Annotated in this window: 11 protein-coding genes; all 11 read right to left on the bottom strand. The window is 59.0% G+C overall.

The window, feature by feature from the left end; genetic code table 11:
• Positions 1 to 277: 277 nt before the first annotated feature.
• The 11 genes from H7B67_RS16925 to H7B67_RS16875 all read right to left on the bottom strand — a co-directional run bounded on the left by H7B67_RS16925 (position 278) and on the right by H7B67_RS16875 (position 18,468).
• Positions 278 to 5,665, bottom strand: coding sequence for an S-layer homology domain-containing protein (locus tag H7B67_RS16925; protein WP_185121037.1), 5,388 nt, complete (start codon positions 5,663 to 5,665; stop codon positions 278 to 280).
• Positions 5,666 to 5,815: 150 nt separating this feature from the next.
• Entirely contained in the window at positions 5,816 to 6,304 is a 489-nt protein-coding gene (locus H7B67_RS16920) for an SRPBCC family protein (RefSeq protein WP_185121036.1), read from the bottom strand.
• Positions 6,301 to 7,443, bottom strand: a complete 1,143-nt coding sequence (locus H7B67_RS16915) for a response regulator (RefSeq protein ID WP_185121035.1) — start codon at positions 7,441 to 7,443, stop codon at positions 6,301 to 6,303. The genes H7B67_RS16920 and H7B67_RS16915 overlap by 4 nt, the downstream gene beginning before the upstream one ends.
• Positions 7,444 to 7,472: 29 nt before the next feature.
• Entirely contained in the window at positions 7,473 to 10,604 is a 3,132-nt protein-coding gene (locus H7B67_RS16910; protein WP_185121034.1) for an ATP-binding protein, read from the bottom strand.
• Between the two features lie 175 nt (positions 10,605 to 10,779).
• Positions 10,780 to 12,066, bottom strand: a complete 1,287-nt coding sequence (locus tag H7B67_RS16905; RefSeq protein ID WP_185121033.1) for an amidohydrolase family protein — start codon at positions 12,064 to 12,066, stop codon at positions 10,780 to 10,782.
• Between the two features lie 16 nt (positions 12,067 to 12,082).
• The gene (locus tag H7B67_RS16900; RefSeq protein WP_185121032.1) at positions 12,083 to 12,778 is read right to left on the bottom strand and encodes an NAD(P)H-dependent oxidoreductase; all 696 of its coding nucleotides are present in this window, start codon (positions 12,776 to 12,778) and stop codon (positions 12,083 to 12,085) included.
• A gap of 84 nt (positions 12,779 to 12,862) precedes the next feature.
• Positions 12,863 to 13,978, bottom strand: a complete 1,116-nt coding sequence (locus H7B67_RS16895) for an ABC transporter substrate-binding protein (protein ID WP_245363904.1) — start codon at positions 13,976 to 13,978, stop codon at positions 12,863 to 12,865.
• A gap of 64 nt (positions 13,979 to 14,042) precedes the next feature.
• On the bottom strand, positions 14,043 to 15,383 hold the full coding sequence (locus tag H7B67_RS16890) for an amidohydrolase family protein (RefSeq protein WP_185121031.1): 1,341 nt from the start codon (positions 15,381 to 15,383) through the stop codon (positions 14,043 to 14,045).
• Positions 15,384 to 15,411: 28 nt separating this feature from the next.
• Positions 15,412 to 16,296 carry an ABC transporter permease gene (locus H7B67_RS16885; RefSeq protein WP_185121030.1) on the bottom strand — a complete coding sequence of 295 codons (885 nt, stop codon included), beginning with the start codon at positions 16,294 to 16,296 and terminating at the stop codon, positions 15,412 to 15,414.
• Positions 16,293 to 17,651: an FAD-binding oxidoreductase gene (locus H7B67_RS16880; RefSeq protein WP_185121029.1), complete on the bottom strand. Its 1,359-nt coding sequence runs from the start codon at positions 17,649 to 17,651 to the stop codon at positions 16,293 to 16,295. The genes H7B67_RS16885 and H7B67_RS16880 overlap by 4 nt, the downstream gene beginning before the upstream one ends.
• A gap of 43 nt (positions 17,652 to 17,694) precedes the next feature.
• A complete protein-coding gene (locus H7B67_RS16875) occupies positions 17,695 to 18,468 on the bottom strand; it encodes an ABC transporter ATP-binding protein (RefSeq protein WP_185121028.1) in 774 nt (257 codons plus the stop codon).
• Between the last annotated feature and the right edge of the window lie 23 nt (positions 18,469 to 18,491).

The raw sequence follows: 18,491 nt of genomic DNA, 5'->3' as shown, positions 1-18,491 counted from the left end.
GCGGAGGTCGTAAGCTCAGGAATTTGGTCCGCAACTACAGCTAACGGAAATGAGTGCCGTTATTTAGTCAAAAAAGAGCTTCTTTGAATTGTAACGGAAATGAGAGACGCTATTCCTGATTATAAGCCTCGATTGTGGTCATTCTTCCCAAAATAAGGGCTGCCACTTCCGTTAGAATTCAGAAGAGGCAGATTTGCTCCAAATAAGGTCTCTCATTTCCGTTACATGATAAGAGACCGTCCTACGATCACAGGAACGGTCTCTTAATATAGAAAAATTAGCTTCTGGCAGCAGCCTGGATATCCTTATATGCCCAATGGGCCTGCGGCACATCCGTATACAGAGGCGCTTCGCCGCTTCCGGCCGTTAGACCGATCAGCTTGTTCAGAATGGCGACCGTTTCCGCGCGGCTAAGCGCTTGATTCGGCTTAAAGGAGCCGTCCGCGAAACCTTTCATGAAGCCAGCCGCTTGAGCCTGTCGGATCAAAGCCTCCGCCCAATGGCCCGCCGTATCGGTGAAGCCTGCCGAAGCCGATGCCGGTTCGTTATCGACAGCCGCGTACGGCAGCAGCCTGGACAGAATCGTCGCCATCTCCGCTCGCGTGATCGGCTTGTCCGAACGGAAATTCCCATTCGGCGAGCCGCTCATGATCCCTAGACCGGCCACCAATCGGATCGCATCGCTCGCCCAAGCCGGAACGTCCGTGAAGGAGAACGTCTCGCTTGCCGCTTTTCCGGTAATAATTCGGGATAAAATCGCCGCCATCTCCGCTCGGGTCACGTTCGCGTTCGGCTTAAACAGACCTCCCGCATAGCCGGACATATAAGGAAGGCTTTGCAGCGTCCATTCCGCTTCTTGCGCTTTGCCGATATCCGACCATCCCGCGATGTTGACGATCGCGAACGTGCCGGAAGCAGACGGAAGGAGTTCCGACCCAAGTCCTTGAACAAGCTGTACCGTCCCGTCCTCTAACTCCATGTAAAGGCCAATGTCGTCCGTACCCGTCTGCCCTGTAAGCGGCATCCCGATCGTAAGAGGGATCCCTTTCAGATTCGTAACGATCCGAACCGGTCTTCCGATCAGCGACACTTCGCCATTTCCGGCCTTGTTCCGCACTTCAGCCGAACGTTCCGCCCGCTGCTCAATAGCCGCTTGATCGGAAAGGTCTTGAACGGTAGAGATCTCTATCGTCAGAGGAGCATTCGATCCTGGAACCGATGCAGAAGGGACAAGCACGTTCGCCGCCGGCGTACGAATATCCAGCGCGATTCCTGCCGCCTCCAACCAAGCCGATGCTTGGGAAGATAATTGGAATGCGTAATCGCTTGCTGCCGTCAGCTTATCGGTCAGTTCGATCGTTAAACGTTGCTGTCCTGCTTCTTGCAACCGTTTGGCCGCAAGTTCGATAAAGTTGTCCGTCAGCTCGAGCGAGTCTTTGATGCTGCCGTCGGAGTTTTTCGTTTGTTTAACGAGCAACTGCCCCATTACTCCTTGGCCTAGGGACACCTCCAAGGTATAAGTCGCCGAGCTAGCTGGAATGCTGACGCCCCCACCGCCTCCGCCGGGAGTAACGCTGACGGTCACTTTCTTCGCCTCGAAGGCGTCGAGCGCAGCCTTCAATGCGGCGACTGCGGCAGCCGCTTGCGCTTGCGTTGAGTCGGCTCGATCCTTGACGGTTGCCGCGTCATCGATTGCCGCTTGCAACGCAGCTTTAGCACCGGCTTCGTATTGACCGTTCGCCGTCCCTTCGAGCGCCGCGTCATGCTTCGCTTGCGCGGATTCGATCAAAGTCCGAAGCTCGAAGAAGTCCACGTTCACTTTCTTAGCGTGAAATGCCGTTAATGCTTCTTGAAGGATCGTTACGGCTTCGTCTACTTCCGCTTGTGTCGCTCCCGGATCGTCCAAGAGGGCCGCCGCTTTGTCGATCGAAGCTTGCAACGCGGCTTTAGCGCCTGCAGTGTACTGGCCGTTCGCTTCGCCTTCCACTGCGGCGTCATGTTCCGCTTGGGCTTCATGTGCGGCATTCGTCAGCGCGGTCAGGTCTACGACAACCCGTTTCGATTCGAACAGAGCGACCGCTTGCTCCAGATTCGAAACAGCCGCATTCACTTGCGCTTGCGTCGATTCCCGGCTGTCCAATACAGCCCATGCGGCCAAGATCGCCGTATGCAGTTCTCTCTTCGCTTCCTCCGGGTACTGGCCGTTCCCGGATCCTTCTACAGCTGCATCGAACAAAGATTGCGCTTCTTCAACCGCCGCCTCGAGCGTCGATGTATTCACGACTATTACTCGGGAGTAAAACTCGTCGAGAGCAGCCTCCAGAGCCGACACCGCTTCGTCTACCTTCGCTTGAGTCGCCCCCGTATCGTCCAACACATCTTGGGCAGCGTTGATCGCCGCTTGCAAATCAGCCTTAGCACCGACTGCGTATTGGCCGTTCGCTTCGCCTTCCTCGGCCGCATCGTGTTCGTCTTGTGCTTCACGGATTGCGTTCGTCAGTTGATACTTCTCTACGACGATCTGCTTCGATTCAAAAGCGGCGATGGCTAACCTCAAATCCGTGACAGCCGCATCCACCTGCGCTTGCGTCGAATCCCTGCGATCCAGAACAGCCCATGCGGCCAAGATCGCTGCTCGAAGCTCTTCCTTCGTTCCTTCAGGAAATTGGCCGTTCCCTGTTCCTTCTACCGCTGCATCGAACAAAGATTGCGCTTCTTCAACCTTGTCCTCGAGCGAAGATGTATCCACGAACACCTGCTTGGAATAGAACTCGGCCAACGCAGCCTCCAGAGCCGACACCGCTTCGTCTACCTTCGCTTGAGTTGCTCCTGCGTCGTCCAACACATCTTGAGCAGCGTCGATCGCCTCTTGCAGCGCAGCCTTTGCACCTGTCGCGTATTGGCCGTTCGCTTCGCCTTCTACAGCTGCATCGTGTTCGTCTTGTGCTTCACGGATTGCGTTCGTCAGTTGATTTTTCTCTACGACGATCTGCTTCGATTCAAAAGCGGCGATGGCTAACCGCAAATCCGTGACCGCCGCATCCACTTGCGCTTGGGTCGATTCCCGGCTGTCCAATACAGCCCATGCCGCTAAGATCGCCGCCCGAAGCTCTTCCTTCGTTCCTTCAGGAAATTGTCCGTTCCCGGATCCTTCTACCGCTGCATCGAACAACGATTGCGCTTCTTCAACCGCCTCCTCGAGCGTCGATGTATTCACGACTACTACTCGGGAGTAAAACTCGACCAGCGCAGCTTCCAGAGCCGACAGCGCTTCGTCTACCTCCGCCTGAGTTGCTCCTGCATCATCCAACACATCTTGAGCAGCGTCGATCGCCGCTCGCAAATCAGCCCTAGCACCGACTGCGTACTGGCCATTCGCTTCGCCTTCCTCGGCCGCGTCGTGTTCGTCTTGTGCTTCACGGATTGCGTTCGTCAGCTCTGTCAGATTCACGGCGACCTTTTTTGCTTCGAATGCGGCGATGGCTTCTTCCAATGCGGTTAGAGCAGCATTCACTTCTGCTTGAGTCGCTCCCGTATCGTCCAACACATCTTGAGCAGCGTTGATCGCCGCTTGCAGGTCAGCCTTCGCCCCTGCCGCATATTGGCCGTTCGCCTCGCCTTCGACTGCCGCAGCATATTTCGCTTGCGCGGTACCGATCCATGTTCGCAACTCCGAGAAGTCCACGATTACCCGCTTGGAATAGAACTCGGCCAGCGCGTCCTCCAAATCCGCCAGAGCTTCGTCTACTTCCGCTTGCGTCGAACCCGCATAGTTGAACGCCACTCTCGCCGCGTTGATAACCTCTTGCAGCGCAGCCTTCGCACCTGCCGCGTACTGGCCGTTCGCCTCGCCTTCTACGGCAGCATCGTGTTCGTCTTGCGCTTCATTGATCGCGTTCGTCAGTTGAGTCTTATCTACAACGATCCTTTGCGATTCAAAAGCGGCGATGGCTAATCCTAAATCCGAGGAAGCCGCATCCACCTGCGCTTGCGTCGATTCCCGGCTATCCAGTACCCCCCATGCCGCCAAGATCGCCGTTTGAAGCTCTTCCTTCGCCCCTTCCGGGAAATGCCCGTCCCCGGGTCCTTCTACCGCCGCATCGTACAAAGCTTGGGCTTCATCGATCGCCTCCTCAAGCGAGGACGTATCCACGACCACCATTTTGGAGAAGAACTCTTCCAGCGCTTCCTCCAGCTCCGCAGCCGCCGCGTCCACTTCCTCCTGCGTTGCGCCCCCATCGTCCAAAATCGCTGCCGCCTCGTCGATCGCCGTTTGCAGCGCAGCCTTCGAGTCGGCCGTATATTGACCGTGCGCTTCGCCTTCCTCGGCCGCGTCATGTTCCGCTTGGGCGTCGTTGACAGTATCGGTCAATCTCGACTTGTCGACAGGAGGAGCGGCCGGAATCCCCAGATCCGCAAAAGAATACTCGTCCATGAGCACCGCCGAATGCTCCAAGGAGAAATAAGCGCTTGCCTCGGTCGTCGGGTTAAGAGGCAGCGTCAATTCGTTGCCTCCAGCCGTGTCCGAGAAGGCTAATTCGTACGTATGCCCCTTTTGTAAAGTGACGCCCAAAGGCAGCCCCCAATAAATCCGATAAACGTTAATTTCCGCATCGTTCGTTCCCCACGCTGTTGCCGGAATAAATGCCTCCTCGCTGACGAGATCCCTAAGGACGAAGTCCGTTTTTCTAATAGCGGCCGTATTCACCGTCGGGGGGTTGCCGGGCTCGTTCGGCGGCGTAAACAGAATCTCGGTCGCTCCGCTCGACGAAGGCGTGAACCGCACGATAGGCTCTCCAGCCTTCAGGGTATAGCCCGCCTGCATCCGAAATGGCATGGCCGGCGGCTCCTGAAAGCTGCCGGGCGTCACATTGCTCGCGGAGACGGGATCCGTTATCACGGAATTCCCCGCGGCATCCGCGAAAGAAGATCCCGCATAAGCGACCGTGACCGCATCCTCCTTCGTTACGGCTGTGATCAATTTTATTGAGATCATGTCCGAATTCGAATTCGAGTCCGGTGCCACGTATTCAAGCGGAACCGAAACGTCGTTCACGCGAACGTCGAAGTCCGTCGTCTGCCAGCTCTTGCCGTCAGGCTGTTCCGACAAATCGAAAGTCAAGTATTCCTTGTTAATGACCGCATTCGATAGGCCGGGCGCAATCCTATCCAAGGTGAACCGGATCGTATGAAAATTCGAGTTCTCAGTGATCCCGTCGTAATCGTTGGCGAAAAAGGTGATCTCGTAAGCCCCGTCCTGCTGCAGAGGCTCGTGCTGCCACGGTTCCAAATCCAAGTGGTACCTTCCTCCGGTGTCGATCCGCAGAGTGAGCCATGAATCCGCGTTGCCGTTCCATACCTCGTTCGGATCGGTGCTGAATTGCATATATTTTCCATCATTGACACGGCGCAACAAGTATCCGCCATTATGGAACTCGTCCCCCAGAGGGTCCGACCAAGCAGCTTCCAACCTGGAAAATTGATTCACGTAAGCCCCGTCCGCCGGGGTGGAGCTGACGAAAGTAGCATTGCCCACCGCGGCGCTCGCCCTGCTCGGCCCCGCATATGCCGCTAGCGTCGCCGCCATGACCCAAGCCAATGCGATCAGCAGCGTTCGTCTCCGACGCAGCCTCCTCGCGTATCGATTTTTGCCCATTCCGTTCATCGCTCGACTCTCCTTCGGCATCCTGATTTTCCTATGTCGAAGAATAGCAAGCCCTTCTCTCAAATCTCTCCCAAATCCGCTGCCGCAAAAAAAGAAGAGCACCCGAAATCAGGCGCTCCAACCAATCGATTGTATTTGCACAGGTAAAGCTCATCCTTGATTCAACGCCGCAGCGCGTCGCCGTTCCAGCTCCCGCTCCAAGCTGTCCAGCCCCTTGCCCATGGCCCAATAATGATTCGAGCGGAAAATCGGCTTCATCAGCCAAGACAGGTATTTCAGGACCGGCTTCTCGGCATTCACGTACCAGTCGAAGCGGATTTTCACGTATTCGCCGTCCTGCTCGAAGGACCACGTGCCGCGTCCGGCGAGGTCGCCGGAAGCCTTCAGCGACACCGAACGGGGAGCGTCCTCCGACGTCTTGCAGGAATTCCATCTCAGCTTATAGGGAAGCTTGCCTCTCGTGAGAAGAGCGTAAACTTGGTTGCCCGTTTCCTCGTCGATGCGTTCCTTGCGGATGTTCAGATAGACTTCCGGCCACCACCGCTGGTAGTCGTAAAAGTCCGAACAGATCTCGTAGATCTCCCTTATGCTGCCTTTCACTCGCCATTCCGTCGGCAAATAGTACTCGTTCGTCCTCATTCTCCGTCTCTCTCCCTCTCTCGCTTCATCCTTTGCGCCAACTGCCGTATTTCCTCCGGAGGCTCGATACCGAGCTCGTCCTCCAAAATCCGCTCATAGGATTCGTATTGCCGCCGGAACAGCCCCGTTTCCCCATCCTCCGCATAGAGACGAAGCAGCTCCTTGTGCATCTCCTCGTCCAGCGGCGCTTGTTCCAGGTACGCTCTAAGGAGCTCCTTCGCCGAAGCGGCATCCCCACGCTCCCGGTGCCAATCGGTCAGCATTCGCGCAAGCGTCCTATAGAGAGAGGAGACCTCCGCGGAGGCCCCCGCGCACCAGGCATAATCCTTGCCGCCGAACAAAGCTCCCTTGACGGAACGGAACCGTTCCTCCGCCTCCGAGACGTTCGTTCCGTCCAGCTTGGAGACGCCCGACAGGCAAACCCGAAGCCTGCCCAGATCCGAATCGGAGGGGGGCATCGCGAAGAGATAGCCTTCGTTCGTATGGGTGAGCTCCGCTTTGAGCCCCGCATCCTTGAGCGTTTTCTTAAGCCGGTAGATCGTATTGTGCAGGTTGTGCAGAGAGCGGCTCTCCTCCACGTCCGGCCACAGCAGGTCGGCCAACTGCCACTTGCCCGTCAGTCGGTTCGGGTGGGCCAGCAGGTAGCCGAACAGCTCCTCCGTCTTCCGGGTCGGCCAATTGACGAGGCTGCCTTCCGCCGTTCGCGTCTCGAACGTTCCCAAGCATCGCACGGGCGGTTCCCCGGCCTCGGCGGGCTGGCGCAAGGCGGCATGCAGGCTGCGGTTCCGGACGACCCGGGGCACGACCCTCTCCAGATCCTCCAGCAGCACGGGCTTCACCAAATAATCCGCCGCGTTCACCCGAAAAGCGTCTACCGCATAGCCGGGGTACGCCGTCGTGAACACCACCTGAAGCCCGTCGTCCAGCTCCATAAGCTTATCCGCCAAAGCGAGACCTCCCATCTTGGGCATCTCGACGTCGAGAAAAGCCACATCGGGCTTCAATTCCCCGAAACGGTCCAGCGCCTCGAGCGGATTCGCGAAAGCCCCCGCCACCTCGAACGCCGGATGCCTGCCGATCAGTCTCTCCATGAGCTCCAAGGTCGGAAGCTCGTCTTCAACGATCATCGCGCGTAGCATGTCGTTCCTCCTCTCCCCTGCCTTGCCCTTTATCCGCCCAGCTTAGGCAGGTAGATAACGATCTTCGTTCCCCGCTCGAGCTCGGACTCGATGGCGATGCTCGCCCCGGGCAGCGCGGAGAGCCTCTTGCGAGCGTTCGTCATTCCGATGCCCGCCTTCTCCGGTCGTTCCCCGGAACGAAGCCGGTACAGCAAGTCGTCCGGCATGCCGACTCCGTCGTCGTCGATATCGATCCGGAGATAGCCGTCTCCGTCCGATACCGTCAGCGTGACGGTGCCGATCCCCTCTTTCTCGAAAAGCCCATGCCGGATCGCGTTCTCCACGAACGGTTGAATCGCCAAAGAAGGAACGTAGTAGTCCTCAAGCTCCGGCTCCGCTTGCAGCCGATACACGAGCCGGTCGCCGAACCGGGCTTTCTCGATCTCCACGTACGCCCTAATCAAGTCGAGCTCTTGCCTCAGCGGTACCTGCGGCGTCCGGCCGTCGCGATCGAACACCATCCGCAGGTAGCGGCTGAGCATCGTCAGCAGATAAGCGGCCCGATCCGAATCGGTATAGCAGAAGGAGACGATGCTGCTGATCGCGTTGTAAATAAAATGCGGCTTGATCTGCGCCTGCAGGAAAGCCATCTCGTTCTCGACCGCTTGGTCCATCGAGGTCTTCATGGCGAGCAGCGTGCGAACCCGAGCGGCAAGCGTCTTCTGGTCGAACGGCTTCGCGATGAAGTCGTTGCCTCCCGCGCGGAAGCAGAGCTCGATGTCGTGCAGCGAATCCTTCGCCGTCGCGAACAGGATCGGCAGCTCCAGCACCGAACGCTGCTCCCGGACGGCCCGGCAGAGATCGATGCCGGACATCTCCGGCATCATGACGTCGAGAATAAGCAGGTCGATCCGCGGATCCAGCTCCAGCTTGCGAAGGGCTTCCTTCGCGGAGAACGCCGTCAGCACGTTGTACTCGTCTCCCAGCAGATTAAGCAGGATGCGCACGTTCGACGCCTCGTCGTCGACGACGAGGACCGTGTGCGGGCGGCCTTCGCCGACGGCTTCCAGCTCCGTCGCCCGGCTCCGGCTGCCGTTCTCCGAGGCGGCCGCGACGTACGGCTCCGCGGACATCCAACCGGCAGGCTCCGCGGAAGGAAGCGTGAACGCGATTCGGGTTCCTTGGCCGGGCGCCGACCGGTCCACCCGGATTCGGCCGCCCATCCTCTCCGCCAGCTGCCGGCTTATGTAAAGACCGAGACCCATGCCCGTGTATCCGTCCTGCGGGATTTCCCGGTCCGCTTGCTCGAAATAGCCGAATATAGCTTCGTGGCTCTCCTCCGGAATCCCGACTCCCGTGTCCTCGATCCACAGAGTCGTTTGAGCTCCCGCCGTCGCCGCGCCTGCCGAGATCCGGCCCGATTTCGTATGCTTGATCGCGTTGTGGATCAGGTTATACAGAATCTGCCGCAGCCGGTTCTCGTCCGCCAGCACGAACGTGTCCGGCGGGATCTCGTTCTCCCACCGCACGTCCTTGCCGGCAAGCTCGAACTCCAGCACCTGGAACGCCGTCTGGGCGGCCACCCGGGCATCGAGCGCCATTTCTTGAAGGCGCAGGTCGCCATGCTTCAGCCGGACGACGTCCAGAAGGTCGTTCACGAGCGCCGACAGCTTCGTCGAGGTGTCCTGAATGAGCGACAGCTCGCTCCGCTGCCGTTCCGTCAGCGTGCCGGCTTTCTCTTCCAGCAAGAAGGAGGAGATGTTCTGAATGCCGTGAAGCGGCGTCTTCAGCTCATGCGACGTGTTCGCGAGGAACTCGTCCTTCAGCTTGTCCCTCTTCACGAGCTGCTCGGTCAGCTGCTCGGTCCGGTCCGTCGCGTTCGCCAGCCGCAGGGCGAGCAAGGCGTTCATGAACGCCAGCACCGAGAGGAACGAAATCCGGCGCCCGATCTCCGTCTGCACTAAGCTAAGCGAGTACAGCATTCCGAACAGCAGAATCAGCGCGATCGAGACGAGAACCCCGACAAGCAGCAAGGACTCCTGGCGGAGAAGCCTTCCGTCTCGCTTCGCGAACAACCGAATGGCGCGGCATAAGTAGAAAGCGACAAGGAAGGTGGCGTAATACCAAGGCATATTGCCCAGCAAACGATAGTCCGGATAAGGGAGAAGGACGACCGCCGTCAGATAGACAAGAATAGGCGAAACGCCGATAAGCAGCTGCTTGCGGCTGAGAAGCTTCCCGTCCAGCGTATGGAGAAAACCCCCGAGCAGGACGATATTGAGAAACCCTCCGAGATCGTACAGCTTGGTCAACGTTCCGTAGGACAACCCCGGCAAGAGCTGCAGCGTCAGCTTTTCCCCGCCCGTTGCCATCAGGATCAGCATCGTCAGAAAATAAAGCGAGCTGTACAGATAAGCCCTGTCTTTCGTACGCAGCACGTAAATCGTCATGTGGTATCCGGCGAACAGGAGCAGAATGAACACGCCGGAGAATTCGATCGCGAAGTGAATTCTCTCGATCAGCAGCATGTCCGTCTGGAGCCCGAGCTGCACGTCCTCGAAGCCTCCCCAGAGCATCGGCTCCTCCAGATTGGCCGACTGCAGCACGATGTCGAGGCGTCCGCCCTCCGGCCTGACGAACGTGAGATACGGCTTGTTATCCTTCACGTAATCCCGTCCGTTATCGGCCACGACTCCTTGACCGCCGACGAGATGGCCGTTCACGTACAGCTTGTGCGCCCCGTTTACGTTCGGAAGGCGGATGCCGTAGCCGACGTCCTCTTCCTTCACCTTCACGGTCAGCCGATACGTGCCGTAGGCGGTGCCGCTCGCTTCGTCCGCCGGGCTTCCTCCGTACCAGGCGTTCGGAATGGAGGCATACGGCCCGGACGGAGCCGGAACCCGTCCCGCTTCGAAGTCGGCCGGCTCGTACAGCTTCTTCGGATAGAAGCTCCACTCGCCGTCCAGCAGAACGGTTCTCATCGGGCCGAACGGCCAGCCGCTCAGGTCGACGACTCCCCGCTTGGCCGCCGGGGCCGACTTGTCCGGCACCGTGTATTCGTTGATGGCGGCGAGCAACGCGAACGACAGGATCGGAATCAGCATTATCCCGATCGCCCGGTATCCCCGTCTCCACCACTTTGAACCGCCCGTGATGCCCATCTGCGCAGACCTTTCGCCCATCCTTCTCTACTCGCCCTTCTCCCGGATTGATTCCGCTCCGACAGCTTACCCGAAGCCGCTCCCAAAACTCTCTCAAAAGCATTATGACAAAATCCGAGAATTTCCGCATCAAGGAAAAAGGAATAGCCCCGGATCGGGCGATCCGGGGCATTCGCTTAACGATGAGCAACCCTTCTTAATGAAGAGGAACCTCGTTGCCCGCCGGAAGCAGCGTTCGGACGGGAGAGGTCTCCGCGACGATCCGTCCGTTACGGAACACGAATCGCGGAGCCGCTCTCAAACGGATCATTTCCTGCGCGTCCCGGGCGTCGAACAGCAGGAAGGAAGCCGGCGCTCCCGGCCGGAGATCCCCGTCCTTGCCGCTATATCGCTCTCCCAAGTTCATCGCCGACGCTCCGCCCTCCGTTATCATTCCAAGAAGCGCCGAGAGCTCGGCGCGCCCGCTCATATGGGCGAGATGAGCGGCCATATGGGCCGCATCGAGCGGATTGCCCGTTCCGAGCGGATAGAAAGGGCTCAGAATATCGTCATGGGCCAGGGCGACGTTGACTCCGGCGTCGCGGAATTCCTTGATGCGCGTAATTCCCCTGCCCTTCGGGTAAGCGTCGTAGCGTCCCTGCATCACGCTGTTAATAAGCGGACAAGCCACGATGGAAAGCTCCGCTTCCTTGACGAGAGCCGCGATTTTCCTAAAATACGGTTCGTTATAGTATGCCGCCGCGTTCGCGTGAGCCGCCGCTGCCCTGCCCTTCAGTCCCGTCTCGATCGCAAGAGACGCGCACACCTCCAGGAAACGCGAGGACCCGTCGTCGGTCTCGTCGCAGAACACGTGGACGAACGCCCCGCCGCTCTTAGCCATGTCGAACGCGATTTGCAGCGACCGCGTTCCGTCCTCCCGGGTCCGCTCCAAATGAGGCACCGCGGATACCCCGTCCGCACCCAGCTTCAGCGCCTCCTTCATCCTCTCCGCGTTCGCCGGGCAGGAGACGATTCCGTCTTGGGGGAAAGCGATGACTTGCATATCCAGCTTGTCGCGATATCGCTCCTTAAGCTCCAAAATCGCCTTTAACGCGGTTAGCTTGGGATCGCCGATATCGACCATCGTCCGCAGGTACAGAACGCCGTAGCCGATCAAGAGCCGAAGCGTCCGCTCCGCCCGGTCGAGAACGTCCTCTCTCGTGAGAGCCTGCTTGCGCGAAGCCCAGATTCCGATTCCTTCCGTCAGCGTTCCGCTCTCGTTCCAGACGGGGTTGCCCGCCGTCAGCGCCGTATCCAGATGAACATGCGCCTCGACGAACGGCGCCGTGAGCAGCCTTCCCTCGGCATCGAACGTCCGTGTCGACGCGCTGCCAGGCGGCATTCCGATTCCGGCGATCTTGCCCTCTTTAATGCCGATATCCTTTTTCTCGCCGCTGCCCGCAAGACGAGCATTTTTTACGATCAGATCATACGGAATGGTCATCGCAATCCTCCGCCCGTCATTTGATGCCTTTGGTCGCTTCGGCGAACCGCGCTACCCGAGCGCCGAGCCTTCCTGCCATAACCAACTCCCGCTCGTCCGGACTTCTCGAGCTGTCCGGTCCCGCAAGCGTGGAAGGACCGTACGGCGAACCGCCGATCGCATCGCCCGTCAGGTATTCCGGGTTCTGGGAATAAGGAAGGCCGACATAGATCAATCCGAAATGCAGAAGCGGAACGATCGAGGTCAGTATCGTCGCCTCGTGCCCCGTATGAATCGAGCCCGCGCTCGTCATGACTCCCGTCGGCTTGCCCTCCAGCTCCCCGCTCGCGCATAAGCCTCCCGACATATCGAGGAACGACTTGACCTGCGCGGGCATGGAGCCGAAGTAAGTCGGATAGCCCCACACGATCCCGTCCGCCCACCTTAAGTCGTCCGCCGTCGCTTCGGGGACGTGCTTTTGCTTGGCCAACGCGGCTTCGTACTTCTCCCAGCGCGCCCCGACCCGGAAAGTGCCGGACAGCCCTTCCTCGTCCCGATGGCGTCTTCGGCTCGGATGGTCCAGCAGCGCCGTAATATTGTCGGGGGAGCGGAACTCCGGGATGCGGACGAGCCGGGCTTCGTGCCCTTCGTCGCTCGCCCCCTTCCCCGCCGCTTCCGCCATCCGGAAGATATGACCGTACGCGCTAAAGTACGCGACGAGCAGCTTCGCCATCCCGTTCTTCCCTCCTTGAGTTCGGATGGAGCGAGGGCCGTGCCGATGCTGCGTTAACGACCCTCCTGCGCCCCGTTTCTTAGCTTATTTGGCCGGCAAAAACTCGTTGGTAAACGCCTGATCGATCGGTTCGGCCGACTTAAGGATTCCGATATCGACGAGCTGCTTCTGAAGGCCTTCCCAGATCTCTTTGCTCATGTAGCCGACTCCGTTCGCCTCCGCGTCGCCGCCGTAGATTAGAGGCTCCTGGGCCTGCGCCCCGTATGCCATCGCTTCCAGCTTCAGGTCCGGGTTTTTCTCCTGCATGACCTTGTTGATCTCTTCGGAGTTGTCCTTGTAGTAGTTCCAACCTTTAATGGAAGCTTCGACGTACGCTTTCACGATGTCCGGGTGCTTCTCGAGGTAATCCTCGGTCGTGTACAGAATGTTGCCGTATTGCTTGTAGCCGAGGTCGTAATTCAGGAAATATTCGACGTCGACTCCTTCCTGCTGCATCGTGAACGGCTCGGACGTCACGTAGATTTGGGTGGCGGCTTCGGGATCCGCGACGAAGTTCGCGAGCGAGCCCGTGTACTTCATCTCCTCGACCTTATCGAGCTTGTAGGCTTTCTTCAGATATTCCCAGTAGGCAACGCCGCTGCCGACGTAAACCTTGTGCCCATTCAGCTCGGAGATGTCCTTGTATTTGCCTTTGTGATACATGATGCCTTGGGGATTCTTCTGGAAAATGGCCGCGACCGCAACGAGAGGGATGCCGCTCTCGCGGGCCAGCAGAATCTCGTCCGCTTGCCCCATGCCGAACTCGGCTTTGCCGGAGGCGACGATCTGCGTGGAGGAGATGCCCGGGCCGCCGGACTGGATCGTCATGTCGAGACCCGCTTCCTCGTAGAAGCCTTTGGAGAGCGCCGCGTACTGTCCGCCGTGCTCCGGCTCCGCGAACCAGTTCGTCACCTGCGACACCTTGGTCAGCTTGACCTCCGAAGCGGCCGGGGACGGCGAATCCGAAGGGGATGCCGATGGGGAAGCCGAAGAAGAATTCGATGGGGATTCGCTTGCTGGCGTGCCGGTCGAGGGCGAAGCTCCCTCTTCATTGTCGTTCGAGCCGCATGCGGATAAAGCCATTACGCCCGCCATTAGGAATGCCATTGCTCCGTGCCTGATCTTCTTGCCAGCCGCTCTCTCCACTCTCTCTGCGTTCATGTTTGTTTTCCTCCCTTGTTCGATTTAAATCTCTATGTGTACCCGCTTTGCGCGGATAGGCACCTCACCCGATCGGCTCCATGCCGAGAGGCTGCCCAGCTTGCGCCCACTGCCTATTCAACCTGGAGGCATGGATCCATCTCGACCTGTTGTATACCCATCTCGTCGCGGGAAGCTCTTGGAACAGTTCCTCTCCGGATTGGGTGTCGAAGACGACGAAGCCGGCGGGATGATTCGGCTCGATGCCGTAAGGACGGGTGCCGGTTATTTGCGCGGGAAGCGACGTCAGCATGCGGAGGAGGGTCGGAATGTCTTCCTCCTTCGCCAGATGGGCCGCATAGGCGGTCACCAGCCCGATCTGCAGCAGGTCTCCCCGACCGAAAGGATGGAAGGGGTCTTGGATGTTGTCGGAGGCGGCCGCGATCGGCACCCCGGCCGTCGCCAGTTCTCTCACCCGCGTCACGCCGCGCCTCACGTTGCCCTTGTCGCCGCGGCCTTGAAGGTAGAGATTGACCGGCGGCAAGGTGACCGCTCCGATCCCCGCTTCGGCCATCTTGGCGATCAGCCGGTCCGCCTCTTCCTGCTCCATGGCCGATAAGGAGCAGAGATGGCCGGCCGTCGCCCTGCCCCGATAGCGATGGCGAAGCACGTAATCGCAGATGACGTCGATCGTCTTCATGTTCGGATCGTCGGTCTCGTCGGCGTGCAGGTCGATCGGACGATTGAACTTCGTTGCCAGCCGGAACGCCCAATCGATGTTCTTGGCGGGATCCGGAGTGAGATGAGGCGCCCCTCCGACCCCGTCGATTCCCATGCGCAGCGTCTCCTCCGCGAACTCGGTCAGCGCTTGCTCGTTCGCGGGATCGTAGAAGAACATCGGGAAGTATTGGATGTCCACGAAGGACTTTACCCGCTCGCGAGCCTCCAGCGCCGCTTCTACCGTGCGCATCGCTACGTCCCTCCCCAGATGGAAGGCGACGTCGAGATGGCTGCGCAAGGTCAAGGTGCCATAGGATGCGGCGCTGAGGGCGGCTCGGACGATTCTTTCGCGGATATTCTCCTTGGAGAAGGTCGGAGCGAAGGAGCGGTAGTTCTCGATCGCTTCCGGCAGCGTCCCCGATACGTTTCTCACCTTGGAGACGGTGTAGGCTTTGTCCAGGTGCATGTGGGCGTCGACGAAGCCCGGCAGTACGACTCGTCCTTGAAGATCGAGAAGGGGAGATTCAGCCAGCTCTTGCAGACCGAGCTCGGCTATTGGGACATGGCCCTCCGCGGACACGGCGCTTTCTTGAGGTTCGATTCCGATCCACTCGCCGTTCGCGATTCGCAACGTGTACAGCCTGTCGTCTCCGGATAAAGGCAATCTCGCATTCACGGCCTCGACTTCGACCGAAGCGTTCTTCATGGCTCCACCTTCCTTTTTTGAATGGTTCCTATCCCTCCGACGAATTCATCTCGGATTCGTGCCAGGAACTGAGCATCCACTTGGAGAACGCGTTGACGAGCAGGAAGAAGGCGATGCCCAGCAAAGAAGCCGACAATCCGCAAGCGAACAAATAGGCGGTATGCAGGCGCGAAGCGGCAACCGTAATCGCGTAGCCAAGTCCTCCCTTGCCTCCTCCGATCCCGGCGATGTATTCCCCGACGATGGCCCCGATGACCGCGAGCGTGCAGGAGATCTTCAGACCGGCAACGATGTAGGGCAGAGCGGCGGGCAGGCGAAGGCGGAACATGGTTTGGATCGGAGACGCATTATAAAGATAGAACAGGTTCTTCATGTTGTGGTCGGTGGAGTTGAGGCCGATAAGCGTGTTGGAGAGCATGGGGAAAAATCCGATGAGAAAAGCGATGATGACGATCGCGTTCATCCCGGCGCCGAACCAGATGACGATGATCGGGGCGACGGCGACGATCGGGATGGTTTGCATGATGATCGCGTAAGGATAAACGCTTCTCTCCACCAGCTTGGAGCTGGCGAGAACGATCGCGAGGCCGACTCCGAGAACGATGCTGAGCAGGAACCCCAGCACCGCTTCCGAGATCGTCGTATACACCGACACCCACAGGTTAGAAGCGTTCTCCGTCGCGGCCCTGACGATATCGGACGGCGCGGGCAGCAAATACGGCTTCATGTCCGCCAGCTCGCAGAACAGCTCCCATCCGCCGATGAAGAGGATAAACGCCACGACCGGAGGCAGCGCCCTGCCGACTCGAATTCCCTCCCGTTTTTTCCCGCCCGTGACGACCGGTTTAGCGTTATCCGTTCTGGTAGTCATCCCGGGTCCCGCAGACAGCTCCGATAATGCCTTCTCGCTCATCTCTCATTCCCCCTAGCCGCCGCTTCCCCCACCGGAACGCTTAGCTTGCCCGGATTCAGGAGAGCCCGCGGATCGTTCGCTCGCTTCGCCGCCAGCATCGCCTCGAGCTGTCCTCTTCCCCCCATCTCCAGCGTCCACGTATGCGGGTCGTTGATGCCGACGCCGATGGAGCGGAAGAACGCGATAATTTCATAGAGCCGCTCGTGGGCGGTGTACCGGACGATGGGCAGCGATGCCGGAACGACAACGCCCGCCGAGCGCATGAACTCCAGATGGATCAGCACTTCGTCGCCGAACCTGTCTTTGATTTGCTTGATCTGCGACATGAATTCCGCAGGGTGAAAGCCGGCTTGCAGATAGGTAAGGGTCGGATCCGTCTTGAGCGCCCAGAGAGTGGTGTGATTCCAGGCAAAATCGGACAAGCCGACGGTACGGTGGTATTGGGAAGGGGGAATCGTATAGCCGATTCGACCTCCATGCGCGGCCGCATGTTCGGCCAGCTTCTCTTCGGTGCCGTCCTCCGTCTCGAGAAGGCAGGCGCTCGCCCCTTCCTCGAGGCGTTTGACGATCGGCTTAAAATAAGAAGGAATCGGCCATTCGACCGGAGTGACCAGACGCTTGCGGATGGAATCGTCCATCGCTACCGAATGGGAGAACAGGCAGGCGGATTCGATGTCGTCGAATTGGACGACCGTCTGACGCCATTCGACCTTGGGAGAGACCGGAATCGTCAGTTCCGTCAGAACCCCGTTCGTGCCGTAATTATGAATATAAGCAAGGAGCTCGGAACCGCTGACGACAAGCCGCTTGGGCTTCTCTTCCATTGTAAGAACGACCGCTTCCAGCACGTTGCCGTCCCACAGGTTGCCCCACGTGATGGAGCCGATTCCGCCCGATCCGCCGCAGACGAAGCCGCCGACCGTCGCTTTCATGTAAGTACTCGGATAGATACGCAGCTCCTTGCCTTCTTCCCGGAGCCGCTTCTCCAGAGCGCCGAGCCGAACTCCCGCTTGCACTTTCGCGTATCCGTCCGTTACCTCCAGCACGGCGTCCAGTCGGCTCATATCGAGCACGATTCCTCCTTCCAGCGGAACCGCCTGGCCGTAATTGCCCGTGCCCGCCCCGCGTGTCGTCACCGGAATGCTATTCCTGTAAGCGAAGGCGAGCACCTCGGCTACTTGCTCTTCCGATTCCGGGACGACGATTCCGTCGGCTCGTTTGTCCCTAAGCAGCGGTTCCAGCACGGGGGAATACCAGTAATAATCCTTGGACAGCTTCTCCCTCTGCTCGTCGCCGAGAAGCAGTCCCTCTTCGCCGACGACATCCGCCAGTTCTTTCTGCCAAGCTGCATTCATAGGCCCATCTCCTCCACTCTTCTCTCTGATTTCGTTTGGGTCGTCAATGCTTAAGGGCATCCGATACGGAACGAACGATCTGTCCGAACTCGGGGGTGGTGCGGAACGATTCATCGCGGGGAAAAGGAACGGGAACGTCGATCATGGCGGCGACCTTGCCGGGTCTGGGCGTCATCACGACAATGCGGGTGGAGAGGAAGACGGCTTCGAAAACATTATGAGTGACAAACAGCACCGTCATCTCTTTGTTGCGGTTCCAGATGTCGAGAAGCTCGAGCTGCAGCGTCTGTCTCGTGATCTCGTCCAGGGCTCCGAACGGTTCATCCATCAGCAGCAGCTTAGGTCTGGATACGAGAGCCCGGGCGATCGAGGCCCGCATCTTCATGCCCCCGGACAGCTGTCTCGGCATCGCTTTCGCATAATCCTTCAAGCCTACAAGCTCCAGCGCGCGTTCGGCCTCTTCCTTGCGCTCTCGGCGGGACACTCCTCGAATAGCCAGAGGCAGCGCCACGTTGTCGATAACCGAGCTCCAGGGCAGAAGCGTATGATCCTGGAAAACGAACGCGGTATCGCTCTGCTTGCGGGCTTGCTTGGGAGAGGTGCCCATGACCTCCAAGCTTCCTCCCGTCGGGCCGGATAATCCGGTTATCATCTTGAAGATCGTCGACTTGCCGCAACCCGACGGTCCGACGAAGCAGAGGAACTCCCCTTCGCGGATCGAGAGATTCACGTCCTGCACGGCGACGGTCCCGTTCGGGTACACCTTGGACAAGCGCTCCATGCGAACCCATTCTTTGGTGCTTGCCGTTGCTTCCATGGATGTTCGTACCTCCTTTGGTC

Source organism: Cohnella thailandensis (assembly GCF_014212135.1).
Taxonomy (GTDB): Bacteria; Bacillota; Bacilli; order Paenibacillales; family Paenibacillaceae; genus Cohnella; species Cohnella thailandensis.
Note: the sequence above shows the minus strand (reverse complement) of the source record. Positions and strands in the feature narration are given on the sequence as shown.